Source organism: Candidatus Binataceae bacterium, assembly GCA_035508495.1.
In the GTDB taxonomy this organism is placed as follows: Bacteria; Desulfobacterota; Binatia; order Binatales; family Binataceae; genus JASHPB01.
Genome location: DATJMX010000003.1, coordinates 1 through 26,557, shown reverse-complemented (window position 1 = coordinate 26,557; position 26,557 = coordinate 1). Strand labels below are relative to the sequence as shown.

Sequence of the window (26,557 nt, the reverse complement as noted above, 5' to 3'; positions counted from 1 at the left end):
GCGAATCAGGTGAGGTGCTCGCGAATGATCGCCGCCATCATCGCGATAAAATCCGGATGGTCGCCGACTGTCGCCGCACGTTCCATCCTGACGCCGCATTCGCGCGCGACCGCGGCCGCCTCGATATCGAGATCGTAAAGCACTTCGACATGGTCGCAGAGAAAGCCGATCGGCGTCACGATCGCGGCGCGCGAGTCGAGGTTTCTGATCGCGTCGCGCACGTCGGGCTCCAGCCACGGTTCGCGCGGACTGCCGCTGCGGCTCTGATACGCGAGTTGCCAGTTCGTAATTCCGAGCGAATCCGCAACGAGGCGCGACGACTGCATCAGTTGATCGACGTAGCCGCTCGCATTCGCCATCGCGAGTGGGATGCTGTGTGCGGTGAAGATGAGTCGCATGCTCTCGCGCTCAGCACCGTCGAATCGTGCGAGCGCTTCGCCGACCCGCGACGCGACTGCACTGATGAACTTTGGATGCGCGTGCCAAGGCGCGGGATGAACGATCTGTGACGCGCGGCCATCGAGCTTTGCCTGCGCGTCGCGCACGCTCGCCTGATAACGCTCCCAACTCGCTTCGCTGCGATGGGCGGCGAGGATGAACGCGAGCGTGCGGCGCGCGCCAACTTCGGCGAGAGTGCGCATCGCGTCATCTATATACGGCGTCCAGTTGCGCATTCCGACTTCGATCCGGATCGGTGTTCCAGCGAGCGCCGCACGGAGCGCGTCAGCCTGTCGTATCGTGAGATCGTTGTACGGCGACCTGCCGCCTAACAAATCGTAATGGCGCACTACCTCTTCGTAGCGCTCGCGCGGGACGGGCCGCCCGCGCAGGACGTTGTCGAGAAACGGGCGCACTTCGTCGGCGCGCGTCGGACCGCCAAATCCCACCAGCAGCACGGAATCGATCGCGCCGCCCGCGGCCATCGCTTATCTCCGGCTCATCTCGTGGACCATGTCCACGAGCGCGATCACGTGATCGACGGGCGTGTCGGGCAGGATACCGTGACCGAGATTGAAGATATGACCGGGGCGGCCGCCGGCCTGATCGAGGATCGCGCGCGCGCGTTTTTTGATCTCGGCGATGTCGGCGAAGAGCGCGATCGGATCGAGATTGCCCTGCACCGCGACGCCGTGGCCGAGGCGCGCCCAGGCTTCGGCGAGATCGACGCGCCAGTCGAGACCGATCACGTCGCCGCCACCCTCGCGCATCAGCTCGAGCAGGTTGCCGGTCACGGTGCCGAAGTGAATCACGGGGACATTCGCCGGAATCGCCGAGATCACTGCCGTCATGTGCGGCAGCACGAAGCGTCGATAGTCGTCCGGACCGAGGCTGCCGACCCATGAATCGAAAATCTGCACGAGGTCGGCGCCGGCCGCGATCTGCATCTTGAGGTAGCCGGCCGTGATGCGCGCGAGCGTTTCCATCAGGCGATGCCACGTGTCGGGTTGCGTGTACATCAGCGTTTTCGTCGTCTGGTACTGGCGCGACGAGCCGCCCTCGATCAGGTACGACGCCAGCGTGAAGGGCGCGCCGGCGAATCCGATGATCGGAGTCTTCGCGCCGATCGCGGACTTCACCAGCTTGATCGCCTCGCCGACGTAGCCGAGCGATTCGACGTCGACATCGGCAATGCGTTCGAGATCGGCCGCATTGCGAACCGGATGATCGATGATCGGTCCGTCGCCTTTCTCGTAATGGAGTCCCGCGCCCATCGGAATCAGCGGCAACAGGATGTCAGCAAAGATTATCGCGGCGTCGACGCCGAGCCGCCGGGCGGCGGTGACGGTGACTTCGGCTGCGATCTCGGGCCGCTGGCACATCTCGATGAAATCGTGCTGGGCGCGCACGCGCTGATACTCCGGCATGTAGCGGCCCGCTTGGCGCATCAGCCAGATGGGAGTGTAAGGGGTCGCCTCGCGGCGGCATGCCTTGAGTAGCGGATGATCGTGGTGAGGCGACCGTGTCGCGCTCGGAGCTTCGCGGCGCGGGCGTGCGATCTCGACCACTTCGGCGCGGCTGCGATACGCGCGCTTGTCGGCAACGATCGCAGCGGCACGCGTGGCGGCCTCTCTTATTAGATGCCCGAGCTTCGGATGCTCGGGCTCGAAATCGACCTGGATACCGTGAGTGCGAAGTTGCTCGCTGCACACCGGGCCAACCGATCCGATCGCCATCGAGGTGAAAGCGCGGCGCAGCGAATCGCCGAGACCTTCGGCATCGGCAACTTGCAGCACGTTGGTGACCTGGTTGGAGCTGGTAAAGATCGCGACGTCTGCTTCGCCGCGGGCGATTCTGCCGAGCGCATCGATCAGCGGCCCGCGGTCAGTGGGCAGCGCCCATCGATAGACCGGAACGATCGTGACCGCGGCGCCGCGCGCTTCGAGTCCGACGATCAGCTCGCGATTCGACACGCCGTATTCCTGGATCGCGATGCGCTTGCCCTTGAGGCTGAGCTTGGACGCGACCATCGTCAGCAACTCGCGCCAGGTGTTGGGCTCCGGTACGACGATCGCCGGTTCGACACCGAGCTCGCGCAACGCCTGCACTGGCTTGGGTCCGCGCGCGACGGTGGCGATGTGCTTGAGTGCGTCGATGATCAGCTCGCGCCGATGCCGCGTCTCAATCACCGTGAAAAGTGCGCGCGTGCCGACGCCGGTGAGGAATATGACAGCATCGAAGGCGCCGCTGAGCAGGCGCTCGGCGAAATCCAGCGCGGCCTGATTGTCTTCGAGCGGAACCTCGCGCATTGCAGGCGCGATGATCGCCTCGCCGCCGCGGCGCGCGATCAGCGTGGCGACCTCGGCCGCCATCCGGCTCTCGAACGCGACGACGCGAAGGCCCGCGAGACCGCCTGCGGTCTGGGGAGAATTTGGCTCGGTGCTAGACTCCATGATGACGCGGCAGCGCGCCGCAAAAGTCATCTTGCACCGATGCCGAGCGGCAAGTCCATGCCGTCAGAAACTAACTTTGCTGGCTGGTGCCGGCGTGGTACGACTCTCGCGTTGGAGTGCGGCGCGATGAAACTCCGAGTCCTGATCTTCATCTGCATGCTCGTGGTGCTGGGCGCTTCGGCTGCGCTGGCCGAGAGCGCCGCGCCGGACGACTTCATGGGCCCGGTCAGCGAGCAAGAGCCGCTGTTCGACGGTCTCGGCGATATCCATCACAAAGTCAGCACCGATGCGCTTTACGCGCAGCGGGTTTTCGACCAAGGCATCTCATTCATATATGCATTCAACCGGCCCGAGGCGCTGGGCTCGTTCCGTGAAGCTGCGCGGCGCGATCCGAATCTCGCGATGGCATATAGGGGAATCGCGCTGGCGCTCGGGCCGAATTACAACGCGCCTGCCGACGCCGGGCACGGCAAGATGGCATTCGCCGCGATCGCCAAAGCGCAATCGCTCGAATCGAGTGCGACCCAAGCCGAGCGCGGCTTTATCGACGCACTCGCCAAACGCTACCCCGCGGACGGGCTCGTCGATGACGCGCATGCAAGGGCATATGCCGACGCGATGCGGCAGCTCGCGCATCGCTATCCTGACGACGCCGATGCCAACACGATGTTCGCTGAGTCGCTCATGGACCTGCATCCGTGGGCGTTGTGGACCAGCGACGGCCAGCCGGTCGGGGGCACCGAGGAAATCGTCGCGACGCTCGAGGCGACGATTGCAAAGCATCCGAATCACACGGGCGCGAATCATTACTATATCCACGCCGTTGAGGCGTCGAAGAATCCCGGGCGCGCGCTGCCCGAGGCGCAGCGGCTGCCGAAACTCGCGCGGGGTGCCGGCCATCTCGTGCACATGCCGTCACACATCTATTTTCGCGTCGGGCGCTACAACGATGCGGCCAGGGCGAACGTGCATGCGATCCGCGTCGATCGCGCATACATGCGCGAGCGCGGCGACAAGAACGACTACGCATTGATGTACTATCCGCACAACATCGATTTCCTGTCGGCCTCATAGATGATGGAGGGCAATCAGCGCGGCGCGCGTACAGCAGCGCGGGAACTGGCAGATGCGGTCCCGATGGCGGCGGCTCAGCAGATGCCGATGGTCGAGGAGCTCGCGTCGCCGGTGATCCTCACGGCAGTGCGGTTCGGCCAATGGAAATACGTGCTCCAGGAAAAGGCGCCGCCGCCCGGGTTCGCCTATTCGAATGTGATCTGGCATTACGCGCTAGGTGGCCTTTGTTTCTTTGTGGTTATCTTCGCTTTCGGGTGGACAGTAACTTAGAACGAGAAAGGGAAAAACATGATGCCTCGATCTTTCCAGCGCCTGGTTCCGATTTGCGTTGGTGTCTTTGCTCTACTGTGGATGTCGGCTGCGGCGCGGGCGCAGAATTCGCCGCCGGGCGGGGTGGCTGAAACGGCTCCGGTGCCTGCGAATCAGATTCCCAAGTATGTCAGCGACGCGGTCAATTCTCCCGGTCGTCCCGCCGCTGATCGCGCGCTCGATGCGGGCCGCCAGCCGGCGCAGATTCTGACCTTCTTCGGCATCAAGCCGGGGATGCAGGTGGCGGATATTTTCGCTGGCGGCGGATATACGACCGAGCTGCTCTCGCGCGTCGTCGGTCCCACCGGAAAGGTCTATTCGCAGAACGGACCTTTTCCACCGCAGTTCGCGAAAGTGAAGGCGGCCTACGATGCGCGCATGAAGGAGCCCGCGATGAGCAACGTCGTTGCGGTTAGCAAGCCGTTCAACGCGAGCGACATGCTGCCCGTGCCGCCGGGATCGCTCGACGCGGTTATCATTCATGAGAACTATCACGACCTGGTCGGGCATCATCTGTCGCCTGACAACGTGAACGCGCAGGTGTTTAAGGCGCTCAAGCCCGGCGGTTTCTATTGCGTCGTCGATCACAGCGCGGCCAACGGTTCTGGCGATCGCGACGCGGCGACCCTGCATCGTATCGACGAGAATTTCGAGATTCAGCAGATCGAAAAGGCGGGATTCAAGCTTGCCGCCGCATCGAGCGCGCTCAGGCATCCGGAAGACGATCGCACCTGGATCGTCTTCAAGAAGCGCGGGCAGACCGATCGCTTCATGCTCAAGTTTGTGAAACCGGCGAGCTGAGGGGCAGAGTAGCGCCATGAAGATCGGACTTTTCGCGATGGGTATCGGCGTCGGCGCGCGGCCGCTGACGGTGCGGAGGATCGCCGAGACGGCGGAGCGCACGGGATTTTCGACGCTGTGGGTGGGAGAGCATGTGGTGCTCTTCGATCACGTCGATTCGAAGTATCCGTACTCGGAGAGCGGCGATTTCGGCGTGCCGGGCGGCTCGGACTGGCTCGACCCGTTTATCACGTTGACTTATGCGGGAGCGATTACGAATCGTATCCGCCTCGCGACGGGAATCTGCCTTCTGCCGGAGCACAATCCGATCGTGCTGGCCAAAGAGATCGCGACGCTCGACAAGCTCTGCGGCGGGCGTTTCATCTTCGGCGTCGGTATCGGATGGTCAGCGGAAGAATTCGCCGCGCTGGGAATTCCGTTCGAGCGGCGCGCGCACCGCACGGTCGAATATCTGAAGGTGATGCGCAAGCTGTGGAGCGAGGACGTCACGACATTCCACGGCGAGTTCGTGAACCTTGAGCGCGCGCGCTCGTATCCAAAGCCCGCGCAGGGCGGGCGGCTCCAGGTGTGGTTCGGTGGCGAGAGCGCGCCCGCGATGCGGCGCGTCGCGGAGCACGGCACGGGATGGCATGCGTTCAACCTGGATCCCGATGAAGCGCGCGAGAAGATCCAGAAGCTGCATTCGCTGATGCGCGAGAAGGGCCGCGATTCCAAGGAAGTCGAAATCGCGGTGAGTCCGTTCCGCAAGCGCGTGACGATCGACGATCTGAAGCGCTACCGCGACGCGGGTGTCGATGAGATCGTGATCGTGACGAATCCGCCCGAGAATGAATCCGAGACCGCTGACTGGGTCGAGCGCATCGCCGAGAAGTGGATCGTCCCGGCGTCGAAACTGTAAAGATTCGGATCAGTTTTTTGATCCCTCTCCCGGTCAGGGAAGGCTCTTAGAAATAGAGATGACTGATTGTTGTTGCGGGCTGACTAGAAGAGGCGGGCGTATTCTATTGCTGGGCAGCGGTCCACTATCACTTTCAGGCCGGCTTTCTGAGCTTTACGGGAGGCTTCGAGGTGGATTACGCCGAGCTGGCACCAGAGGGTTTTGGCGCCTTTCTTGATCGCTTGCTCGACTACTTCGGGGACGAATTCTGATCTGCGGAATACGTCGACCATTTCGATTGCGTCGGGAATCGAGGCGAGATCGCGATAACATCGCTCGCCCAGGTCGCGCTTGAGCGCATCGGGGGCGAGTTGGGGATTTACCGGGATCACGCGGAAGCCGTGGGATTTCAGGAGCTTGGCGATCTTCAGGCTGTCGCGTGCGGGATTGTCGGAGCATCCGATGACCGCGACGGTCGTGGGATGCGACAGGATCGCGCGAATTTCTGCGTCCGGGGGATTTTCAAATTCCATCGCGCCTACTCCACGAAAATTCGTTCGATCAGCTCCGGGATCAGCCGCTTGATTTCTTCGCGGCACTCGGAAAAAACCACGTCGCCTTTTTCGTAGGGGTCGTCGATATCGCCCTTCTCGCCCGCGAAGGATCGCAGCGTATGCACCCGCTCAGGATGCGACACGGTGAAGCGCACGAGGAGGTCTTTGGCCTGCTGATCGGTCATCGCGATCACGAGCTCGGCCTCGTCGAGCATCTCGGGATGGCGCTTCAAGTCGGTCGAGGTCGCCTCGTCGTCGAGGTGGATACCGTCCTCGCGCAGCGCCATCTTTGTGTCCAGCGAGACGAGTGCGCCGTCGCGCGCGTAGGGCGCGATGCCGGCGGACTTGATCGTCACGTGATGCTCTTCGATGCCGTGCTTGCGCAGCTCGCGGCGCAGGATGTGCTCGGCCATCACGCTGCGCGCGGTGTTGGCCGCGCAGATGAAAAGGACGGAACGAAAGCGCGGCTCGCGAGGAGCCGCGCCTTTCGGTTTCGCTTGATGCTCGGACAAATCAGACTCCGCTCAGACTCCGCCGCTCATCACTTCGCCCATGCTCTCCTTCTTGGTCGCGCCCTTGCCGAGCTCTTCCTTGAGCTTGGCACCGAGCTCGGCCGGCTCCCACATCGAGCCCTTCTTGGTGACCTTGGCCGCGGTATGCCATCCCTTCATCAGGAAGACGGTTCCCATGCCGACGCGGAAGACTTCGCCATGGACATCCTTGGCGTCGTCGCTCGACAGCCACGCGATAAGCGGGGCGACGTGCGCCGGTGAGAACGGATCCCACTCGCCGGCCTTGGCGGTGCCCATTCCGGCCGCGGTCTGCGGGGTCGCGTCGACTGTCAGGCGGGTTCGCGCGACAGGCGCGATTGCGTTGGCGGTGACGCCGTAGCGGCTCATCTCGCGGTCGACGATGATCGCCATCGCGGCGACTGCGGCCTTGGCCGCGCCGTAGTTGCTCTGGCCCGCGTTGCCCAGGATGCCCGAATCCGAGCTGGTGTTGATGAGGCGGCCGTTGAGTACATTGCCGGCCTTATGCTGCTCGCGCCAGTACGACGTGGCGTGGCGAGCGACGTTGAAGGTGCCCTTCAGGTGCACGGCGACGACGGCGTCCCAATCCTCTTCGCTCATGTTGAAGATCATGCGATCGCGCAGGATACCGGCGTTGTTAACGACGATGTTCAGCTTGCCGAAGTTGTCGATCGCGCAATCGATGATGCGCTTGGCCGACTTGAAATCGGTAACGCTCTCGAAGTTGGCGACGGCCTCTCCGCCTGCGGAGCGGATCTCCTTGACCACGTCCTCGGCTGGCGAACGCGACTGGCCGGTGCCGTCGAAGTGACCGCCGAGATCGTTGATGACGACCTTGGCTCCGTGTTTGGCGAGCAGCAGGGCTTCTTCGCGGCCGATACCGCGCCCGGCGCCGGTGATTACCGCAACTTTTCCGTCCAATAGTGCCATGTTAGTTCCTCTTCAGTTTTCCTTCGATTTATTAGTTGCATTCGGAGTCGGCGCCTGCTGGGCAACCTCGCCCGGTCCAACCACGTCAAAATCCTCTTTGGGCTCGCGCAAGGCCTCCTCGGTCTTGCTCGGTATCTCGTAGATCAAATCCACGGTCATGAGCGATTTGTTCTTGTCGTCAGGATAAATCATGACGCTGGCGGGGCGCCCCTCCTTGCTGAAATCGCACGACCAGGTCTTACGCGCGGGCATGATGAGCGACGACGTGATGCTGTAGCCGTGCTTCTTGAGCTCTTCCTTGTAGTAGGCCGCCATCGGCTGCATCTGGCCGTCGGAGGAGAAGACGATCTCGCGCATCGCACCCTTGGGCTTGCGAACGTGCTCGACCTTGATCCCCGGATACATCGGCATATCGGGGAAGAGATCAGACGGGATGGCCTTGCTCGTCTCCTCGGCGTCGGGATGATGCTGCTCGGGGGGAGGCTCGTAGGAAATCGGCGCCGGCTTCGGCTTGCATCCGACGGCGATCAGGAGAATTGCGACGAGCGCGGCTACGCTCACGCGTGGGATGAAGATTAGTGCTCGGCGCACCGTCATAATTAATTGCAGGGACAAATTTCTCAAAGTTGCAATGCTCTGGAAAAAGAACGACCGCGGAGCGGTCCAGTTCTTGATAGAATTGAGGGACCAAGAAGTCAAGCTGGTGACGGAGCTCGAATCGGCCTGGGAATGCCGTAGGGGATGACAATCGCGGCCCAACTCTCTGCCTGCCCGATTGGAATTTCGCCCAAGGTCACCAAGCAAGTCCATAAGATTACCCCGCCGGGCGCGTCATGGGAACTCGCGCTCAGGCTGCGACTTTTGCAAAGATTACAGATGTTTCGCCGGGCTCAGGTTACGGGCTCTTGACAAATGCCCCGGGACTATTGCATTCAAACTTTCCGCGCCATCTCTAAGACCGCTAGGTCTTGGCCGGCTGGTGGGGCTCGAAGTTTGGTTACAGCCGGTTTAGAGAACCGCAGAGGCTTTGGGGCAGTTACAACGGTCGAGCGGGACCAATATGCGCCGCTCAAATCTATTCACAGTTGAGAGGATAAGAGATGCAGAGTCAATTCAGTATTCTGGGAATGATCCAGCAGGGCTACTATGCCACCTACCCCTTGCTGTTCATCTCCGTCATTTGCCTGGCGATCATTTTTGAGCGCGTATGGCAACTGTGGGGCGTAGCGCCCAGGGCGGCCAAGCTGGCGGATGCACTCATCCCGCAGCTTCGGCAGGGCAAATTCAACGAAGCACTGCAGGCGACGCAGGCCCGTTCCAACGCAGCCGAGCGTATCTATCACACGTTGATCGCGGCCTCACAGACCCTCGATCGCGACCAGTTGCTCCAGCTCGACGATGAGCGCCGTTACCAGGAAGGTATCGAGCTCAAGCGCTATGTCTGGGTGCTCGCGACCGCAGGCTCCTCGGCCCCGTTCATCGGGCTGTTCGGCACGGTCGTCGGTATTCTCGTGGCCTTCCAGTCGATGGCCATCATGGGCACCGGCGGTTTCTCGGTCGTCGCGGCCGGTATTTCTGAAGCGCTCATTTCGACGGCACTTGGACTCGCCGTCGCGATCATCGCGGTTATTTTCTTCAACTACTTCTCGGTCCGCATCGAGAACATCAACGCGATCATGCATATCAACTCCGATCGCCTGATCGACGCGGCCCTGCAGGGGAGACAGTCGCGTGGCAATTAGCGGACCTGGCGGGGGCGGCGGAGTTTTCTCCGAAATCAACATCACCCCGCTGACCGATATCTTCCTGGTTCTGCTGATCATCTTCATGGTGACCACCTCGGTCACCATCGAGTCGGCGGCGCACGTCGATCTGCCCAACGCGACGAACACCAACCCCGAGAACAAGGGCGTGATCGTCACCTACACGTCGCAGCACGAGCTGTTCGTCAACTCGCGCGACGTTCCCGAGCGCGAGCTGCTGCCGCAGTTGCGCGAGGCGCTGGGCAAGGTCGATGCGAAGATCGTCGTTTTCCAGGGTGATCGCAAAGTGCTGCTGGGCGACATGGTACGCATCCTCAATATCGCCAAGGCTGCAGGCGCAGGGCAGATAGCGATCGCGGCTAAACGGGTGACGGGCGCACAGCTCGCCAACCAGTCCTCCGGAGGCTGACGCGGCCGCTGAGGCCTAGGAGTATCGCCAATGGCAATGAGCAGTAACAGGGGCGGTGGGGTCTTCTCGGAGATCAACATCACCCCGCTAACCGATATCTTCCTCGTCCTGCTGATCATCTTCATGGTCACGACGGCGGTGACGATCGAGTCCGCGGCACACGTCGATCTGCCCAAGGCCGAAGCATCGGCGCCGACCGACAAACCCAAGGGCGTCATCGTCACGTACACGGCCGATCGCCAGATCTACGTCGGCGAGAAGTCCGTGACCGAGCCGGAGTTGATGCCGGCGCTGCACACGGCGCTGGACGCATCGCCCGACAAGATCGTGATCTTCCAGGGGGATCCGAAGGTTATTCTGGGTGACATGGTGCGCATCCTGGACATCGCCAAGAGCGCTGGCGCGTCGGCAATCGCGATCGCGGTTTCCGCTGGCGGCGGCGGTGGTGGTGGCGCGGCTCCGCCCGCAGGCGGGATGTGATCTAACGTGGCTTGGGGAATTTGTGGCGCGCGGGGAACGCGCACGGGAGTATAATATTTGGGAATCTCGACCCGGGTCTGACTACCTCGGCCCAGGCGGGGAGCACGCTTTAATATGGTAATAATTATCGCAGCTCTGGTTCTGTCTACGTTCGTCGTCGCGTTTTTCCTGTATCGGCTCATGTCCAAACGCGAGGCGGCGGCGGAACTTCGTCGCGATGAAGACGAGGCCGATGCGAGCCGCCTGCAGCAGATCAAGGATTATCTGCGGCTCTTCATTGGACCATTCCCGCTCTCCATCGCATTGCACGTGATCGCGCTGCTGTTCCTGATCATCACGGTCCACGAACAGCGCGGTCGCGAGCTAATCATGGTCAACCTCGAAGCGGGCGGCGGCGGTGGCGGCGGCAACGAGATGCAAGATCTCGATATGCCGGAAGTGCCAATGCCTGACTCCGCTCCGCAGACAACCGAATCGCCCACGGCGGTTGATACCTCGCAGGCAGTCGGCCTCGCGAACGACTATGTGCGTTCAGCGGGCGGCGGCGGTATCGGTATCGGTCGTGGCGGCGGCATGGGCTCCGGTTACGGCCGCGGTATCGGGTCCGGCTTCGGCGGATTCATCGGTGAATTGCGCCGCAAGGGCCTCGATGTGGTGCTGGTTATCGACGGCACCGGTTCGATGAGCCTCATCATCGACGACGTTAAGGCGAAGATGGCACAGCTCGTCACGGCTGTGCACAGACTCGTGCCGATTGCGCGCGTTGGGATCATCGTGTTCGGCGGCCAGGGCGAGAAGATGCAGATTCAGCCGCTGACACTGAACCCGCAAAAGCTGGCGACATTTTTGAGCGGCATCCAGGCGATGGGCGGCGGTGAGTGGGAAGAAGATACCTACGGCGCGGTCCAGACAGCGGTCGAAAAGATGGACTGGAAGCCGTACGCGAAGAAAGTCATCGTGCTAGTCGGAGATTCGCCGCCGCACAAGGAGGACTTCCAGCCGCTGCTCGCTTTGATCCACAAATTCAAGGACGAGAACGGCACGTTCAACACGGTTGACGTGGCGGCAGAAGAACACGAGCGGTTCGAGCGCGAGTTCTGGCTGAAGGTGCATCGCGAGGAGCCGCCGAAGATTTCACCGCTGCCGGCGTTCTATCGTCAGACGCAAGCTGCGTATCGGGTGCTCGCGACTGCGGGAGGTGGTGCGATGCGTTCGCTGTCCAAGGACGCGCACATCAACCAGCAGGTGCTGATCCTCGCGTTCGGCGAGCAATGGCAGAACCAGGTCGCCGCATTCGGTCGCGGTCTCAACCAAAGTGGAGGATCGGGCGGCGGAGGCGGCCAATAGCGGAAATGATTGTCTCTTCGCGCTATACTAAATAGCGGAGAGATGACCATGAGGAACTCAACCATCACAAGCGCGGCTGCACTCGCAGCCGCGCTTCTTTTTGCCTTTCCCGCGCCACGCGCGCTTGCCTACGACATGCGTCGTCCGATGCGCGAGCAGAAGGATCTGCCGCCCGCCCTCATCCAGTCCTTGCAAGACCATCTATCGGATGAAGCAGGGCCCTACTTTGACGAGCAGGACAAACGCAAAGCCGACAAGCAGACCTACGTGGATTTACAGATGAAATTCGAGTACCTGCCGACCTACGGGCCGCATCACCAGGTGACGGTCAGCGCCAAGATGGGCGGTGCCGAGTACGATCCGAACAAGCCCGGCAGCAGCAAAGGCGCGGCGACCGGAACGCTCAAGTATCTCGTCTTCACTTACGCGCTCGAGAACGGCAAGTGGGTTGAGATCGCCAAGCCCAAGTGGGAGAAGCAAGCCCTTGGTGCGGCCGCGGGCGCGAAGATGACGGGTAACATCGCGCGTGGCGACAAGCGCCAGGCCGCCCAGCAAAAAGCCGCCCAGACTCATGCCGCGGCGGCGGCAGCGGCCGCAGCCGCCCAGCAGGCCGCAGACCACGCCGGTGGTGCCGACTGAGCGGCGCCGCGCAGCAGCTATCGCGAACCGTGCGCAGCGCCGTCGTATTTAAATGCGGATAGTGTATTCTCCATCGCCGCGGCCATTTGTGACATCTCGACCGCCGCTGATTGCGTATCGTTTGCGCCCGCCGACGTGCCCTGCGCTGCGCGTGCGACCGCGCTGATACTCTCGGCGACTTTGCCGCCGCCGCTGGCAGCCTCGGCGACATTGCGCGTGATCTCATTGGTCGTTGCGGTCTGTTCTTCGACGGCGCTTGCGATCACGTTGGCGATATCGTTGACCCGCGCGATCACGCCGCCGATTTGACTGATCGCGTCGATCGCATTGCGCGTGTCGGACTGGATCGTATCGATCTTCTGACCGATGTCTTCGGTCGCGCGTGCGGTTTCCTTGGCCAACTCCTTGACCTCGTTGGCTACGACGGCGAAACCCTTGCCGGCTTCCCCGGCGCGCGCCGCTTCGATCGTGGCATTGAGCGCGAGCAGATTGGTTTGCTGCGCAATCGAGGTGATCACCTTGATGACCTCGCCGATCCGGGTGCTCGATTCGCGCAGCTTGGCCATCGTCGAATTCGCGGACTCGGCGGCCTGCACGGCGGAAGTGGCGATCTGCGCGGCCTGTTGCGCGTTGGCGGCGATTTCCTTGATGCTCGAGCCCATCTCCTCGGTGGCGCTGGCGACGCCTTGGAGTCTTTGCGTGACCAGGTTCGCGGTTGAAGCGGCGCGGTCCGCCTCGTTCGCGTAACCGTCGCTCCAGAGAATCGCCCATCCGTCTTCCGGCTTTCCCGCATCGACCGCCGCGACAATGCGCGCTTTGTAATCCGAGTAGGAGCGGCGCGCGGCGAGGAATTTTTCCAAAGATCGCTCGTTGCGCAGGAGCGAGAGTGCCCGGATCGTAGGATTCCACGGTCTGGTCGAGATCGTCGCTGAGTTTCCCGATTTGTCCTTGAAACTTCGACTTCTGCTCCGGAGTCTTGGCGGCCAGGTAGTCGCGAAGCGCTACTCTCAGTTTCTGAAAGGTGATCGATAGATGCGAGAGCACCGGCATCGGCGCCGTATTCATCTCGTAGAGTGAACGACCGCCCGCTGCATCGCGCGCAGATTGATGTTTCCGATTAAGCCGATGGATCCGGCGACAATCGCGAGCAGCATGAAGCCGCCATCAACCTCGTCCGTAAACCCAGGTTCTTGATATTCATTCGAGTCAGTGACGCTCCGATTCTGAGACGATCTCGGGCCTGGGTGTGCCCGCAGCGATACGACTGGGGCCAACTCATGCCACAGAACAGTGAGGAGCAATATGTCGGCCATCGGCCGACCAATTTTCTGTTTGCGAGCTGGGTTGATATCCTGCCGCTCAATCGAATTATGGCCCATGGCAACTTTTGCTCGACTTTTGCGGACGCTGCCCCGCTATGCGCAGCTCAGGCGATCGCAGTACTGGAGTGACGACGAGCTGCGCGCATGGCAGGACGCGCGTCTGGGCGAGGTGCTCTCGGCCGCCGCGAAGATGCCTTTCTACGCCCGGCGATTCGGGCGTGACACTCCGGGCGCACGGGATTTTGCGCAACTTCCGATACTCCGGCGGCGCGATATAGCTGAGCTGAACCGCTCGGTGCGCGAACAGCATCGCGGCGAGAAGCTGCTGACGGATTGGTCGTCGGGTTCCACCGGGATGCCGATGGAGTTCATCTTTGATGCGGGCCATCAGCAAGGCCGATTCGCCGCGCGTGCGCGTTACCTGCGCGAGAACGGATGGAATCCGCTCGGCCGCACCGCGTGGCTGGTCAGGCTCAACTTCATGACCGATACGAGCGACGACTCTAAGCTCGCCGGCCACCGGCTTTTCAAGATCGGCAACTCGCTGCCGAACATCGACGCCTTCGACGAGCAGTTCGAGTGGCTCATCAAATGCAATCCGCGATACATCTACTCATTCCCGTCGAATCTCGAGGGCATTCTGCCGTTTTTCGAGGAGCAGCGAGTGCGGCTGCCAACGCTCAGGCAAATCTTCACCGGCGCGGAGGTGCTCGACGACACGCTGCGCGAGCGGGTCGAAACGACGATGGGGGCGCGGATCGCCGACAACTACGGCTCGACCGAAGCATTTCTTGCCTGGCAATGTCCGCGCGGCAGCTATCACGTGAATGCCGAGCACGTGCGGATTGAGATCGTTGGCGATGACGATGCGCCCGTGGCGGCCGGCGTGATGGGTCGCGTGCTGGCGACGACGCTTGAAAATCAAGTGATGCCACTCATCCGCTATGAGATCGGCGACTATGCCGTCGCGGCCAGCGTCTCGCGATGCGATTGCGGTCGCACGCTGCCGATGATCGGTCGCGTACTCGGACGCGGGCTGAATCTATTTCGCGCGAGCGACGGCCGCCTGATCTCGCCGTGGCCGCTAGTCGAGCCGCTGAAAGCGCGCCCTGAACTCCGCCAGTTTCAACTCGTGCAAACCGCTCTTGGTAGCTTCCTCGTGCGCTTCACCAAAGCAGCGGCGTTCGAGGGCGAAGCGCGTTCCAGCGTCCAATCAGAATTCAACCGAATCCTGGGCGTCCCGGTATCGATCGACTTTCAGGAAGTGAACGAGATTCAACGCTCGCGCGCCGGCAAGTTCATGGTCGCGCTCTCGGAGCTCTCGGACTGATTTGACTAAATCCCGGCCGGCTTTCTGAAGTTGACCGTGACGCCGAACCGCTTCTTGAATGTCTCTGAGGGTTGGAGATTCGCGGCTGTCGCTAGCGCGACGATATCGCTTTCAGTCATTGCGTCGGGATCACCGGTGAGCTCGGTAATCGACAAGAGACCGCCGGGAAGGAGAGCATCGCGTAACTGGACGACGCAGGCCGCGGCATCGGGGACCTCGCCCAGCACCGTGACCAGAAAGGCGGCGTCGAAGACCTCGTGTGCAAAAGGCAGCGCGCTCGCACTGGCTTGGACGAAACTCACGTTGGAAACGTCTGCGCGCCTGGTTCGCGCGCCTGCCTTAATCAGCATCTCGCGTTGCACATCCACCAGCGACAGATGACCGCTGGGAATACGGCGTGCAACCTCGACGCTGAAGAAGCCAGGCCCCGGACCAAGCTCCAGCACTTGGGAGTTCGCGCTCAAGTGAAGGCGGGCGACCAGCTCGCGCGGCGAGAACATCAGGTTGCGGAGCGGATTGACCAGCAGGAAAGCGAATTGATGCGGAAACGCGCCGCGTCCCCTGAAGTGCTCCCACGCCTTGCGCCACGCGTTTGTCGCCACGGGTCACGCGCGGCGCGGGCTGTAGAGACCGCTGAAGCCGGGCGGGCGCCAGCCGCCGTTCGCGCAGGCGACGCATACGACGAATTGTTTACGACGATTGTCCTCGGCTCCCGTGAGTGCGACTGCGCTCTCGGTCGACACGCTCTTACTGCAAGCCGCGCACGTCGCGACGAGATTCTTGTTGTCCTTGGCCTTCTCGGATGGCATCGGCGCTTCCCCTGTTCGGGTTTTAAGAGAGTGGAAATACGCCGCGAGCATTCTCACCAAGGAGCTTGCGCTGACGCTCCGGGCTGAGCCCCGCGATACTGTGACGGATGAGATTCGGCGCCTCGAGATTCGAATCGACGTGCGGATAGTCCGAACCCCACAGCACGCGCTCTTCGCCGAGCATATCCATCACGGCGCCGATCGTTCTCTCTTCGGGCTCGGCGACGACCCAGATATTGCGGCGAAAATAATCCGACGGCTTCAGTTTGAGCGGATAGGTCCAGCCCAGCAGATCGTTCTTCTGGTCCATGCGATCCATGATGTACGGTACCCATCCGCATCCCGCCTCGACGCATAGAACCTTGAGCCGCGGGAAGCGATCGAACAAACCGTCGGCGACCATCGTCATCGCGGCCGGCACGACCTGCGCGAAGCCGCCCAGCGCAAAGCCGAACACGGTGCGGAATTCTCCCGGCTGATAGAACTGGCCCATGATTCCAGGCGCGCGATTGAAGCGCACGATCACATGCAGGCACGCGGGAATTCCCGCCTCCTGGCACTCGTTCCAGATCGGATCGAAATCAGGATGCGAGAAGCGCTTGCCGTTCACCGTCTCGGGCGCGAGGAAAATTCCCTTGAATCCGCGCTTGAGGCATCGCTTGAGCTCCGCGAGCGCCGCGTCAACGTCCTGCAGCGCGATATGCGCAATCGGAATCACTCGGCCCGGCGCCGCGCACATGAAATCGTAGATCCAGTCGTTGTAGGCACGCGCATATGCCGTCGCGAGCGTGTTATCGGCGACGTCCCAGAGAATTCCCACGGTTGGAAACAACACGCCCTTGTTAACGCGCCAATCGTCGAGCAGCTTGACGCGCTCGCCAGGCTCGTAGCTCGCGGGCGGGCATCCGTCCAGATATGTCTTCGCGCCTGGTACGAAAAGCTCTTGGCGCGGCAGGTTCGCGCCGCCGAGGCCGGCGAGCACGCCCTTTAAGAGCGGCTGATTGTCGATGAGCAAGGTTTCGAGTCCGTCGGCGGGATCCTTGACGATCCTGATCGCGCGGTCGCGCAAACCCGGCTCGAGGTAGCGCTCCCAGAGATCGGGCGGCTCCATCACGTGTGAATCACAATCGACAACGAACGATTCGGACATGCTCATTTCCTTATTTCTAACACAGGCCGTAAGGGTGTAGCGATTCGCCTCAGGCGCCGCCGCGCCGGCCCTGGAAGAATTCGCGTAGCATCGCGGCGCACTCCGCTTCCATCACGCCCGGGTAAACTTCGAGTCGATGGTTGAGGCGGCCGTCGCGGCCGATGTCGTACACCGAGCCGAGCGCGCCCGCCTTGTCGTCGCGTGCGCCGTAAACGAGCCGGGCGACGCGCGCATGAAGCATCGCGCCGACGCACATCACGCACGGCTCGAGCGTGACGTAGATCGTAAGCCCCGGCATCCTGTTGCTGCCGCACGCCGCACCCGCCGCGCGCAGGGCGACGATCTCGGCATGCGCAGATGGATCCTTCGTGGAGATCGGGCAGTTATGTCCCGCCCCTACTACGACGCCATCGCGCACTGCAATCGCACCAACTGGCACTTCTCCAGCGGCTTCGCCGAGTCGCGCCTCCTCCAGCGCCATCGCCATGAACTTGAGATCATTGGCAGCCGGCGTCATCGCAACCTTAGCGTGTTATCGCGCCGACGCTGCGGGTTGCGCTTCTTCGATTCGGGCGACGCGGCTGTGGTAGCGGCCGTAACTTAAATAAATCACGAGGCCGATCGCCAGCCACAATACGAATCTGATCCAGGTCACTTCCGGGAGGCTGCTCATCAAGTATCCGCAGCAGAGGACGCCGAGAATCGGTACCAGCGGCACCAGCGGCGTGTGGAACGGGCGCTTCAGCGTTGGCTCGATGTGGCGCAGGATCCACACGCCGAAGCATACGAGCACGAAGGCGAACAGCGTGCCGATATTAGCGAGCTCCGCGATCTCCTGGATCGGCAGGAATGCCGCCGTTACTCCAACGGCGACTCCGGTGATCACCGTGGGAATGTAAGGGGTGCGAAAGCGCGGATGAATCTTGCTGAATGCTGGCGGCAGCAAGCCATCGCGCGACACGGCGAAGAAGATTCGCGATTGCCCCAGCAGCAGCACGAGCAGCACCGAGGTGAGACCCGCGACCGCGCCCAGCGAGATCACGCCCGAGACGAAATTCAGACCGCGCAGCACGAATGCCGAGGCCAACGGCGCCTTGATATCGATGATCTTCGCCGGGACCATCCCGGTCAGCACGGCCGCGACGAGGATATAGAGCGTGGTGCAGACAAACAGCGATCCCAGGATGCCGCGCGGCAGATCGCGCTGCGGGTTAACCACTTCTTCAGCGGCAGTCGAGACCGCGTCGAAACCGATATAAGCGAAGAAGATTACAGCCGCGCCCTTCATCACACCCGACCATCCCATCGGCGCGAACGGCGACCAGTTCGCGGGCTTCACGTAGAACGCGCCGACGACGATCACGATGCCGATCACGAACAACTTGATGCCGACGATGAACGAGTTGAGGCGCGCGCTCTCGGAGATCCCGATGTAGAGCACGCCCGAAATGACAAATACGATCAGCAGCGCTGGCAAATCGACAACACCGCCCGCTACCGACCCGGGCGCGTGCGTCAGTGCGACCGGCAAATGGATGCCGAGGCCGTCGAGAATCGTGAGCAGATAGCCCGACCATCCTGAGGCGACGGCCGAGGCGCCGACCGCGTACTCGAGCACGAGGTCCCATCCGATGATCCAGGCGACCAGCTCACCCATCGTCGCGTACGAATATGAATACGCGCTGCCTGCGACGGGTATCATTGCGGCGAACTCGGCGTAGCACAGTGCCGCCATCGCGCAGGCGAATCCCGACACGACGAACGAGAGCACTACGGCGGGACCGGAGTAGCGCGCCGCGGCGACGCCGGTCAGCACGAAGATCCCAGCGCCGACGATCGCGCCGATTCCGAGCGCGGTCAGATCGATGGCTCCCAGAGCGCGTTTGAGGCCACCCGAGTGGCTCTCGGCATCCGCCATCAGAACGGAAGCCGGCTTGCGCCGCAGCGCCTGGTGCCGCAGTGTCGAGTTGTTCATCCCCGCCGTCTTCGCTCCCCGCTCGAAAGCTGGTGCCGCGGACGACGCGCGGGGCTCACCACGCCTGGTAGCCGCCGTCGACCGATAGCACCGACCCGGTAACGTAGCTTGAAGCGGGACTGGCAAGGAAGATCACCGCGCCGCGCAATTCCTCGGGCGTGCCGAGCCGCGCGAGCGGCGTGCCGGCTTCCATCTTTTCCTTGTTGCCGGCTTTGGCGATTCCGCCCTCGGTGGCCTCGGTGGGAATCCATCCGGGCGCGATCGTGTTGACGAGGATATTGTACGGCGCCCATTCGACGGCGAGCTGGCGTGTGAGGTTCGCGAGCCCCGCCTTGGTAGCGGTATATGCGGAGAGCCGATAAACCGAGCTCGCCACCGTGGAGTAGATCGATCCCATGTTGATGATGCGCCCCGGCATCTTCGCGGCGATGAGCCGCCGTGCGACGCGTTGCGCGAGCATCATGGGCGCGGTGAGATTCACGGCGAGCGTCTGATCCCACAACTCGCGCTTGAAGTTCTCCGCGCGGCCGGTGGGCGATACGCCGGCGTTATTGACGAGAATATCGATCTCGCCGAGCGCCGCGACCGCTTCGTTCATCACGCGATCGAGGTCGGCTTCCGAAGTGACGTCGGCGCCGATACCGACGGCCCTGATGCCGTATTGCTGTGCGAGATCGTCGGCGAGTGCTTTGACACGATCGGCGCGGCGCGCGACCACGGCGACATCCGCGCCCGCGAGCGCAAGCGCTGTGGCGCACTCAACTCCCAGTCCCGAAGACGCGCCGGTGACGAGGCCGCGATGACCCCGCAGCGAAAACAAAGCCTCAAGCGAATCCATCGATGATCAAACCTTCAGTCGCCGAAGATCTCGCCCGCGACCTGCGCTGCGATGGCGACGGCGCGGCCGATATCCGTGGCGGTGATGCCGTAATGCGTGACGGCGCGGAAGGAGGCGCCGCCGCGCGGTGACAGGAGCACCTCACGTTCCCTCATTGCGGACAGGAACTGGCGGGCAGTGTCGTCATCGGAGTCGATTTCGAACACGACCATGTTGGTGCGATTCGCGCTTGGCTGCACATTGAGGCCCGCGATGAGCGCGAGGCCTTGCGCCAGTGCGCGCGCGTTCTGATGATCCTCAGCGAGCCGATCGACCATCGTGGTGAGCGCGACGATTCCCGCCGCCGCAAGGATACCCGCCTGGCGCATCCCGCCGCCCAGCACTTTGCGCGTGCGATGGGCCTGCGCGATGAACTCCTCGCTTCCGCACAGCAGCGAGCCGACCGGACACGAGAGCCCTTTCGAGAGGCAGAACGAAACGCTGTCGGCCACCATCGCGACATGTGCTGGCGTCGTTTCGAGTGCGAGCGCCGCGTTGAAGATGCGCGCGCCGTCGAGATGCAGCGGCAGGCCGCGCCGATGCGCGAGCTCGCCGACTTCGTTCATGTGCGACAGCGGCACGGCGGCGCCGCTCATACGATTGTGGGTGTTCTCGATAACTACCAGTGAAGGCTGGGCAAAGTGCGCGTCGGCGGAAGTTGCCAGCTCGCGCTCGAGATCGTCGAGTTCGAGCTCGCCGTCCTCGGTATTTTCGATCGCGCTGAGTACGATGCCGCCGAGCGCCGATGCGCCGCCTGCTTCATATAGATTCGTATGAGATTGCTGGCCGACGATGGCCTTGGTGCCGCGCGGGCAATGCGTGAGCATCGCGGCGAGGTTCGCCATCGTGCCGCTCGGCACCAGCAGCGCAGCCTCCTTGCCGGTGATGGAGGCCGCCATCTCCTGCAGCCGATTGACGGTGGGATCTTCGCCGTAAACGTCGTCGCCGAGTTCGGCGCGCGCGATCGCCTCGCGCATCTCGGGCGTGGGCAACGTGACAGTATCGCTACGCAAATCGATCATGACACGAGCCCCCCGCGCGTGCGGCGCTTACTGACCTAGAGGATACACCGAAGTGAAATTGCCGCTCGAAGTATCGACCTGCTCGACCGCGTTCTCGGTGGTATCGGAAAAATAAACGACCTTGCCGTCCGAGCTGATCGCGCATCCCGAGCCGATATGGCCGTTGACCTGCGTGAGAGTCGAGACCTGCTTGGTGGCGAGGTTAATCTTGCGGATCGCGTGATTGTCGGCGTCGAGCACGTACAGGAAAGTGCCGTCGGTGCAGATTGCGCCCGGATTGTTGAACTGCGCCTTGTCCGCCTCGCCGTCGGTGCTGCCCTCATCGCCCGTCCCCGCGAGGGCCGAGGTCTCTCCGCTGGAGAGATCGATCTGGCGAATCATGTCGTTGCCGGTGTCGGAGATGTAAACTTTCTTGCCGTCGGTGGCGACGCCGCGCGGCCCGTTGAACTGGGACTTGGAGGCCGGGCCGTCTTCCTTGCCCTGGGTGCCGGCCTGGCCGCCGATCGTTTTCACGATGCCGTCGGCGATCGTGATGCGGCGGATCGTCGAGTTGCCGCTATCGGCGATATAGAGCGAGGTGCCGTCGGTCGCGATCTGGGTCGGCAGATTGAAGTGCGCCGTATCGCCTTTGCCATCGTCGGTGCCGGCGATATTCGCGGTGCCGGAGAAGGTCGAGACTGTGCGTGACGGAATGTTAATTTTGCGGATGTCCGAGTTGTTGGTGTCGCAAAGGTAAAGGTCCTGGCCGACGATCACCATCCCGTCGGGACTGTTGAAACGCGCGGCGTCGCCGACGCCGTCATTGCTGCCATCCTTGAAGGTCGTACCGACCAGCGGCGCGATCGAATGCGACGTCAGGTCGATTCCGACCACGGTGTTGTTGCGGCTGTTGGCGGTGTAAAGCGTGCGGCCGTCGGTGGCGAGGCCGGCGGGAAAATCCAGCCGCGGTCCGGTTTGCGGCTGGGCGCCTTCAACTTGGGCGAACGCGATTCCGCCGCTTCCGAGTGCGAGCGTCGCTGCAAGTGCCAGAGCCGGGTAGAGCAGGTTGTGGTTGCGTGACATCTGCGACCTCGCTTTCAACATCAGGAACAAGTCACGGCGCGAGCGCCAGTGGTTATGGAAAAATTGCTTTGACGACTTCGTCGATGGCGCGCTTGCTGTCAGCCTCGTCAGTCAGCGACCACGTGACCGCGACCGTTGCCGCGCGGCGCGGCGCGATCCCTTGCTGGATCAGCTCGCCCGCGTAGATCAGAAGGCGCGTCGAGACGCCTTCCTCGAGGCCCGAGGCTTTCAGGTGGCGGACCTTCTCGCCCAACACCGCGAGCTGGTAGGCGGTATCGTGATCGACGCCCGCTTCGTGCGCGATGATCTCGACTTCCTTGTCAGCCGGCGGATAGGTGAATTCGATCGTAACGAAGCGCTGCCGCGTCGAGTGCTTCAGGTTCTTCTGGATGCTCTGGTAGCCGGGGTTGTACGAGATCACGAGCAGGAACCCGTCGTGCGCCTCGATCGTCTCGCCGCGCTTTTCAATCGGCAGGATACGCCGATGGTCCGAAAGCGGATGGATAAGGACGGTGGTGTCCTTGCGCGCCTCGACGATTTCGTCGAGATAGCAAATCGCGCCGCGCCGGACGGCCTGCGTCAGCGGGCCATCGACCCACACCGTTTCGTCGGCCTGGATCAGAAAGCGTCCGACGAGGTCGCTGCCGGTGAGATCTTCATGGCAGGCGACGGTGATCAGTTCGTTGGGACCGTCAGGAAGCGTTGAGAGTTTGTGCGCCATATGCTCGACGAAGCGAGTCTTGCCGCATCCGGTCGGGCCCTTGAGCAAGAGCGGCAGGCGCGCCTTGTAAGCGGCCTCGAAAATCTCAGCTTCGTCGCCAATCGTGAGGTAGTAGGGCGTCGCCGCGGGATCGAGATGCTTGACCTCGGGTCCCTCGGCTTTCAGCCGGGTGTCGAATTTTTTTAGTTCAATTCCCATCGAATGCCTTTGTCGGACAGCGTCAAAGCGCGATTGTAAGTGGTTATCGGTCGCGCATTCAAGGCAAAAGTGCGCGAAAAGAGCCGCGCCAGTCAGATCTTGCGCGGCTGATAGGTCGCAGTACCGTCGCGGTTATCCTTGATCTCGTAGCCGCGGCTTTCGATTTCGCGGCGCAGCTCGTCGGCGCGCTGGAAGTCGCGCGCTCTGCGCGACGCGGCACGCTCATCGATCATCGCCTGCACATCGGGCGGTATCGCGCTCGCGCGAGTGGCCTCGCGATGCCGCAGCAGGTTGAGGCCGAGCACGCGATCGAAGGTGAGCATCGCGGGCCACGCGCCAAAGTCCTTGCGCCGGTAGGCTTCTGCCGCGAGCTCGAGCGCGGCCGCGAGTGCGCGCGGCGTGTTCAGATCGTCGTTCAGCGATTCGCGGAAACGCTCGTCGTACTCGCGCGTCCATTCGCTGGCGGCGGCCGAAGCGTCGTCGGGCACGTTGCGCGCGAACTCGTACAGGTAGTCGAGATTGCTTTGCGCGGCGCGCAATCCTTCATCGGAGAAAACAATTTCCGAACGGTACTTGGCGCTGAAGCAGAAGAGCCGGAATGCGAGCGGATTAAATCCCGCCGGCGCGAGATCGCTCAGCAGCGGGAACTTGCCCGCGCTCTTACTGATCTTCATCCCCTCCTTGCCGACGAGAAACGCGTTGTGCATGAAGTAGCGCACGAAGGGCTTGTGCGTCGCGCTTTCGGACTGCGCAATTTCGTTCTCGTGATGAATCGGGATGTGGTCCATGCCGCCGGTGTGAATATCGATCGTGTCACCGAGATATTTCATCGACATCGCCGAGCACTCGATATGCCATCCCGGAAAGCCGCGGCCCCACGGGCTGTTCCACTGCATCAAGTGGCCGGGCTGATTGAGCATCCAGAGCGCGAAGTCGTGTGGACTGCGCTTGTCGGGCGAATGCTCGAGGCGCTGGCCCGAGTGCTGCTCATCGAGGCTCTGGCGCGAGAGCCGTCCGATGCGGTTCGGGCCGCGATACTTCTCGACGTTGAAATAAACGCCGCTCTTTTTCACGTAGGCATAGCCGCCCGCGATGATTCGCTCGATGAGCGCGATCATCTCGGCGATATGATCGGTGGCACGGCACTGGATCGTGGGCGGCTCGATATTGAGCGTCGCGCAGTCGCGATTGAAAAGATCGAGGTAGAAGTTCGCGACTTCGAGCGGCGTCTTGCCCTGGGCGCGCGCGGTCTTCTCCACCTTGTCCTCGCCCGCATCCTCGTCGCCCGTCATGTGCCCGACATCGGTGACATTCATGATGTGGCGCACGCGATAGCCGTCGAGCTCGAGCGTGCGGCGCAGAAAATCCCAGCACAGGTAAGCGCGCATATTGCCCAGATGCTGCGGCAGATAGACCGTCGGCCCGCACGAATAGAGCGAAACATTGGGCGCATCGAGCGGCTGAAACTCCTCGACCGCGCGGCTCAAAGTATTAAAAATATGTAGCGGCTTCACCGGGATTTCCGAAAAGACTATCGTGCCGCGGTCAACTCAAACAAGGCGGCAATAGTTCGTACCTCGTCAGCAACAGACTTCTGAGCCTGGAGGCTTTCACTGCGCGGTGTTACAGGGACCGGTCCATTGGCCATCGAGGTGGATTGAATCGGCGGGAGACTGACTGCCGGTCATCGTTGTCATGGTGCCGGTGTAATGTTGCGGAGAATTGAACATGATCGAGCCGTGGGTGGTTCTTTGAACCTGGCCCTCGCAATCGAATGTCCACCTGATCGTGTTGGCGCTCGCGCTCAGATTTGTGCGGTTGCAAGCGCTGTCAGAAGAGGCCGCATCGAGGAAGAACACCCAGTTGTGCGGCGGAATCTGATTCGGCTGGATACATCGAGACGAGGTTGAGGCAGGCGCGCTCTGCCCGTTGCGGATCTCCTGGCTGCTGAGCCGCCACAGACCCGGCCGCGCGTTAAGCGTTGGCGGGTTCACGCACTGCGCAAGCCTGATCTGACAGCGAGAACCTCCCGCACGGCGACACGCATTGAGGGCCTCGGTCTGGGCTTCCTGAGTATTGTCAGACTGCCCGATGGCAAAGTGATTATTGACGTCAACGGCAAGAGCGCCGCAACTATTCGAGAAGCTTTCGACGATCTTGCAGTCCGTGGCCTTCTGAGTACAGCTCGAAAGCGCCCTTGTCTCGGCACTCCTGGCACTGGCCGTATCGACAGACCATGCGTCGTAACCGGTCTGTTGGGAGAAGGCGATGGCGCCGTAAGTGTCCGCCCGCGCCGCTCCGGCTTGCGCCGTCAGAACGACGATCAGCATCGACACTATCGTGAGGGTCGTACCAAGCTTCACTTGAATTGCGCTCCGAACATCATCGCGGCTATTTGGTCCGGGCCGCGACCTTGCGCGCGAGGGCTTCGGCCGACCTCGCATCGTTGGGCCCTTGTTGGACAGTGATTAGAAAATAGGTGCTTCCCTTGAGCGCGAACACCTGAGCGCAGGGCTGCCCGCACTGATTGTTAACGTACGCCTTGTCGGCAACGCCGCTCAGCGCCGTGTACGGCATACCATTTTTCGCCCCGAAACTGACGCTCTGATCAAACTGGGCCGCGCCACCGCCGAGCATCAATGTCACCGTGCCGTTGTCGACGGAGGTGCTGTAGGTGCAGGTGGTCGAGGCCATCGGCGTGCCTGCGGCCGAGATTTCGTTCACCGCCCCACCCGTCACCCCCGCCACATCGTCGGCCGTCAACAGGGCGCACGGAACGATGGCGTAAGCCTGCGCGCCGAGCCCGATCATCACAATCACTGCCACGGTTGCCAATAACGATTTTGCACGCGGCATAGAACTCCTCCGCTCGCCCAGATTTCGAGGTGTTATACTGAACTTCGCTCTAACGCAGATCGACCCACTTCACGTTTTTGGTTCTCCAGCAGGGCGGATACCCGCCCTGCGAGAAAAGGCTGTGGGAGCATACTTGAGTTTCAGGATCGGCTTCCTCGATCTGCACTTTGCCGCCTTTGATCGGGATCATGTAGAACACTTTTACATTAATCGTCGAAAGCAGGGTCCGGCCCGGCGGGAAGTGGCACTTAAACGTGACAAAGTCGCCGATGTAAATGGCGGCGAAAATCCCGAGCAGGATGATGATCGCGTTCTCGACCCATCGCCGGATATCGCACCTCGTCATGCCGCCCAAGTGCCGCATCACCGCAATGTTTCGGCGCCAATTTATGGGCACAAAGCAGTCCCGCTTCTCTTAAACCATCCGAGAGGATCGGAAAGGAAGAGCCATGCCTAACATGCTCGCCAATCTGAAGATATTGAAGGAGATTGGTGCGCGGAGCGGGACTTGAACCCGCACGGTATTGCTACCACCAGCCCCTCAAACTGGCGTGTCTGCCATTCCACCACCCGCGCATCGAGAAGTTCCGGATCGAAGAAGAGGGGGCCGAATCCGGAGCGGACTTGCGCC

General features: G+C 62.1%; 30 protein-coding genes and 1 tRNA gene. 10 read left to right on the top strand and 21 right to left on the bottom strand.

Features of this window, described 5'->3' with window-relative positions:
• Window positions 1-5: 5 nt before the first annotated feature.
• Entirely contained in the window at window positions 6-923 is a 918-nt protein-coding gene (gene hemH / locus VMA09_02040) for a ferrochelatase (protein ID HUA32358.1), read from the bottom strand.
• 3 nt (window positions 924-926) lie between these two features.
• Window positions 927-2,891 (bottom strand): uroporphyrinogen decarboxylase, encoded by a 1,965-nt coding sequence (hemE, locus tag VMA09_02035; protein ID HUA32357.1) that lies wholly within the window; start codon window positions 2,889-2,891, stop codon window positions 927-929.
• 126 nt (window positions 2,892-3,017) lie between these two features.
• Here hemE and VMA09_02030 point away from each other — a divergent pair, with 126 nt between their 5' ends.
• The 4 genes from VMA09_02030 to VMA09_02015 all read left to right on the top strand — a co-directional run bounded on the left by VMA09_02030 (window position 3,018) and on the right by VMA09_02015 (window position 5,973).
• Window positions 3,018-3,965 (top strand): hypothetical protein, encoded by a 948-nt coding sequence (locus tag VMA09_02030; GenBank protein HUA32356.1) that lies wholly within the window; start codon window positions 3,018-3,020, stop codon window positions 3,963-3,965.
• 63 nt (window positions 3,966-4,028) lie between these two features.
• Window positions 4,029-4,235, top strand: a complete 207-nt coding sequence (locus tag VMA09_02025; protein ID HUA32355.1) for a hypothetical protein — start codon at window positions 4,029-4,031, stop codon at window positions 4,233-4,235.
• 21 nt (window positions 4,236-4,256) lie between these two features.
• Entirely contained in the window at window positions 4,257-5,075 is an 819-nt protein-coding gene (locus VMA09_02020; GenBank protein HUA32354.1) for a hypothetical protein, read from the top strand.
• A gap of 16 nt (window positions 5,076-5,091) precedes the next feature.
• Window positions 5,092-5,973, top strand: coding sequence for a TIGR03619 family F420-dependent LLM class oxidoreductase (locus VMA09_02015; GenBank protein HUA32353.1), 882 nt, complete (start codon window positions 5,092-5,094; stop codon window positions 5,971-5,973).
• 83 nt (window positions 5,974-6,056) lie between these two features.
• Here the strand turns inward: VMA09_02015 and VMA09_02010 are convergent, their stop codons facing one another.
• The 4 genes from VMA09_02010 to VMA09_01995 are packed head-to-tail and all read right to left on the bottom strand — an operon-like array spanning window position 6,057 to window position 8,557.
• Window positions 6,057-6,485: a CoA-binding protein gene (locus VMA09_02010; GenBank protein HUA32352.1), complete on the bottom strand. Its 429-nt coding sequence runs from the start codon at window positions 6,483-6,485 to the stop codon at window positions 6,057-6,059.
• Between the two features lie 5 nt (window positions 6,486-6,490).
• Complete coding sequence (locus VMA09_02005; protein HUA32351.1) at window positions 6,491-7,018, bottom strand: hypothetical protein; 528 nt, start codon at window positions 7,016-7,018, stop codon at window positions 6,491-6,493.
• Between the two features lie 12 nt (window positions 7,019-7,030).
• A complete protein-coding gene (locus VMA09_02000) occupies window positions 7,031-7,966 on the bottom strand; it encodes an SDR family oxidoreductase (protein HUA32350.1) in 936 nt (311 codons plus the stop codon).
• Window positions 7,967-7,978: 12 nt separating this feature from the next.
• Window positions 7,979-8,557, bottom strand: a complete 579-nt coding sequence (locus VMA09_01995; GenBank protein HUA32349.1) for a hypothetical protein — start codon at window positions 8,555-8,557, stop codon at window positions 7,979-7,981.
• Window positions 8,558-9,066: 509 nt separating this feature from the next.
• Here VMA09_01995 and VMA09_01990 point away from each other — a divergent pair.
• The 5 genes from VMA09_01990 (at window position 9,067) to VMA09_01970 (ending at window position 12,604) form a co-directional block, all read left to right on the top strand.
• Window positions 9,067-9,708, top strand: coding sequence for a MotA/TolQ/ExbB proton channel family protein (locus VMA09_01990; GenBank protein ID HUA32348.1), 642 nt, complete (start codon window positions 9,067-9,069; stop codon window positions 9,706-9,708).
• Window positions 9,698-10,138, top strand: coding sequence for a biopolymer transporter ExbD (locus tag VMA09_01985; GenBank protein HUA32347.1), 441 nt, complete (start codon window positions 9,698-9,700; stop codon window positions 10,136-10,138). Before VMA09_01990 ends, VMA09_01985 begins: the two co-directional genes overlap by 11 nt.
• 36 nt (window positions 10,139-10,174) lie before the next feature.
• Window positions 10,175-10,618, top strand: coding sequence for a biopolymer transporter ExbD (locus tag VMA09_01980; GenBank protein ID HUA32346.1), 444 nt, complete (start codon window positions 10,175-10,177; stop codon window positions 10,616-10,618).
• A 114-nt stretch (window positions 10,619-10,732) separates the two neighbouring features.
• Complete coding sequence (locus tag VMA09_01975; protein HUA32345.1) at window positions 10,733-11,965, top strand: vWA domain-containing protein; 1,233 nt, start codon at window positions 10,733-10,735, stop codon at window positions 11,963-11,965.
• A gap of 48 nt (window positions 11,966-12,013) precedes the next feature.
• Window positions 12,014-12,604 carry a hypothetical protein gene (locus tag VMA09_01970; GenBank protein HUA32344.1) on the top strand — a complete coding sequence of 197 codons (591 nt, stop codon included), beginning with the start codon at window positions 12,014-12,016 and terminating at the stop codon, window positions 12,602-12,604.
• Between the two features lie 17 nt (window positions 12,605-12,621).
• Here VMA09_01970 and VMA09_01965 read toward each other — a convergent pair whose 3' ends face one another.
• Window positions 12,622-13,464, bottom strand: a complete 843-nt coding sequence (locus VMA09_01965) for a methyl-accepting chemotaxis protein (GenBank protein HUA32343.1) — start codon at window positions 13,462-13,464, stop codon at window positions 12,622-12,624.
• Between the two features lie 517 nt (window positions 13,465-13,981).
• On the opposite strand from VMA09_01965, the gene VMA09_01960 reads away from it, so the two are divergent.
• The gene (locus VMA09_01960) at window positions 13,982-15,256 is read left to right on the top strand and encodes an AMP-binding protein (protein HUA32342.1); all 1,275 of its coding nucleotides are present in this window, start codon (window positions 13,982-13,984) and stop codon (window positions 15,254-15,256) included.
• Window positions 15,257-15,261: 5 nt separating this feature from the next.
• On the opposite strand, the gene VMA09_01955 is transcribed toward VMA09_01960, so the two are convergent.
• The 14 genes from VMA09_01955 to VMA09_01890 form a co-directional block, all read right to left on the bottom strand.
• Window positions 15,262-15,858: a class I SAM-dependent methyltransferase gene (locus tag VMA09_01955; protein HUA32341.1), complete on the bottom strand. Its 597-nt coding sequence runs from the start codon at window positions 15,856-15,858 to the stop codon at window positions 15,262-15,264.
• A 3-nt stretch (window positions 15,859-15,861) separates the two neighbouring features.
• A complete protein-coding gene (locus tag VMA09_01950; GenBank protein ID HUA32340.1) occupies window positions 15,862-16,065 on the bottom strand; it encodes a hypothetical protein in 204 nt (67 codons plus the stop codon).
• Between the two features lie 22 nt (window positions 16,066-16,087).
• The gene (locus VMA09_01945) at window positions 16,088-17,215 is read right to left on the bottom strand and encodes an amidohydrolase family protein (protein ID HUA32339.1); all 1,128 of its coding nucleotides are present in this window, start codon (window positions 17,213-17,215) and stop codon (window positions 16,088-16,090) included.
• Between the two features lie 49 nt (window positions 17,216-17,264).
• Window positions 17,265-17,732 carry a tRNA adenosine(34) deaminase TadA gene (tadA, locus tag VMA09_01940; protein ID HUA32338.1) on the bottom strand — a complete coding sequence of 156 codons (468 nt, stop codon included), beginning with the start codon at window positions 17,730-17,732 and terminating at the stop codon, window positions 17,265-17,267.
• 15 nt (window positions 17,733-17,747) lie between these two features.
• Window positions 17,748-19,190 (bottom strand): amino acid permease, encoded by a 1,443-nt coding sequence (locus tag VMA09_01935; GenBank protein ID HUA32337.1) that lies wholly within the window; start codon window positions 19,188-19,190, stop codon window positions 17,748-17,750.
• A gap of 55 nt (window positions 19,191-19,245) precedes the next feature.
• Window positions 19,246-20,028, bottom strand: coding sequence for an SDR family oxidoreductase (locus tag VMA09_01930; GenBank protein ID HUA32336.1), 783 nt, complete (start codon window positions 20,026-20,028; stop codon window positions 19,246-19,248).
• Between the two features lie 14 nt (window positions 20,029-20,042).
• Entirely contained in the window at window positions 20,043-21,089 is a 1,047-nt protein-coding gene (gene ltaE, locus VMA09_01925; GenBank protein ID HUA32335.1) for a low-specificity L-threonine aldolase, read from the bottom strand.
• Between the two features lie 27 nt (window positions 21,090-21,116).
• A complete protein-coding gene (locus tag VMA09_01920) occupies window positions 21,117-22,151 on the bottom strand; it encodes a hypothetical protein (GenBank protein ID HUA32334.1) in 1,035 nt (344 codons plus the stop codon).
• A gap of 52 nt (window positions 22,152-22,203) precedes the next feature.
• On the bottom strand, window positions 22,204-23,070 hold the full coding sequence (locus VMA09_01915) for an AAA family ATPase (GenBank protein HUA32333.1): 867 nt from the start codon (window positions 23,068-23,070) through the stop codon (window positions 22,204-22,206).
• Between the two features lie 92 nt (window positions 23,071-23,162).
• Window positions 23,163-24,584 (bottom strand): cysteine--tRNA ligase, encoded by a 1,422-nt coding sequence (gene cysS / locus VMA09_01910; GenBank protein HUA32332.1) that lies wholly within the window; start codon window positions 24,582-24,584, stop codon window positions 23,163-23,165.
• A 96-nt stretch (window positions 24,585-24,680) separates the two neighbouring features.
• Window positions 24,681-25,433, bottom strand: coding sequence for a DUF4189 domain-containing protein (locus tag VMA09_01905; protein ID HUA32331.1), 753 nt, complete (start codon window positions 25,431-25,433; stop codon window positions 24,681-24,683).
• A 28-nt stretch (window positions 25,434-25,461) separates the two neighbouring features.
• Window positions 25,462-25,926, bottom strand: a complete 465-nt coding sequence (locus tag VMA09_01900; protein HUA32330.1) for a hypothetical protein — start codon at window positions 25,924-25,926, stop codon at window positions 25,462-25,464.
• 49 nt (window positions 25,927-25,975) lie between these two features.
• Window positions 25,976-26,272 carry a hypothetical protein gene (locus VMA09_01895; protein HUA32329.1) on the bottom strand — a complete coding sequence of 99 codons (297 nt, stop codon included), beginning with the start codon at window positions 26,270-26,272 and terminating at the stop codon, window positions 25,976-25,978.
• A 144-nt stretch (window positions 26,273-26,416) separates the two neighbouring features.
• A tRNA-Leu gene (locus VMA09_01890) sits at window positions 26,417-26,502 on the bottom strand.
• Window positions 26,503-26,557: the final 55 nt, after the last annotated feature.